The following is an 897-nucleotide window of genomic DNA, read 5'->3' on the forward strand; positions in this document are numbered from 1 at the left end:
TCTCATTATTTGAATGGAAGCAAAGGTAACGATCCAAATCGCGTATAGGGTGATAAGGCGATTGAATACGGCAAACCAGGCATCATTACCCAAAGGCGAGAGATAATAGCCAACTACGGTGAGTACCGTGCAAAGCATCGCCCAAATCAGCGTGAAATCCGGCTTTCGTTGAATCAAAGAGAGTGCGATGACGGTAACATAGGGAACCGCCATAGCAATACCAAGGGGTAAGTGAACATCAACAGCAAAAACAATGGTCGCAATTAAAGCAAGGTAGATACTCAAGCTCGAGTCGCTAATATTGACACTCCATTTCATCGGCGTCTCCTTACCCTGTTTTGAGTTGATGTTGGTATTTATCAATAAGGCGTTTCGCTTGGTGGCTGTTGACCATTAAGCGGTTTATTGTCTGTTGTAATAGCTCTGCTGGGGGCATTTGGTCAGCGTCTAAATCTTGCTCGGCTTGTGTAATGAGTGCCAGAATTTCGGACATATTGAACTCCGATGACACCCCTTTGATGGCTTGTATGATAGGACCGAGCTCCTGAGGCTGTGAATGGGTAAATACCTCAATCAATGCATCAATTTGAACCTCAAGATCGTGTTCTAACGATTGTAGGCAATCAATTTTATCTTGGTACGAGAGGCTATTGTTAGACAGCAACTCGCTTCGTGACAGCTCTTCTTCTGTCATTGGGAGTTTATCTTTCGGATAACGAATCAAACGAGTGACATTAGATGGGATAGCGGCTTCATTGTCGCACGCATGGCGCTCGCGATTCTCTTGAAACTGGTCTTCAAACTGGTAGATCGCGTTTTGTAAGCTGTTTTTCTGTAACGGCTTGGTGAGAACAAAGTTGGCTCCGCACTCGATAAACTCGTAATCGGCCTCTTTAA

1 protein-coding gene and 1 pseudogene are annotated in these 897 nt (G+C 44.7%); both read right to left on the reverse strand.

Going from position 1 to position 897, the window contains the following annotated elements:
* Positions 1-318, reverse strand: a 318-nt coding sequence (locus tag KIV40_RS33345) for a hypothetical protein (RefSeq protein ID WP_285353687.1), incomplete at its 3' end; no start/stop codon positions are given.
* 10 nt (positions 319-328) lie between these two features.
* Positions 329-897 (reverse strand): annotated as a pseudogene (locus KIV40_RS33350) (hybrid sensor histidine kinase/response regulator); the annotation flags it as partial.

The sequence above is a fragment of the Vibrio sp. D173a genome (assembly GCF_030248475.1).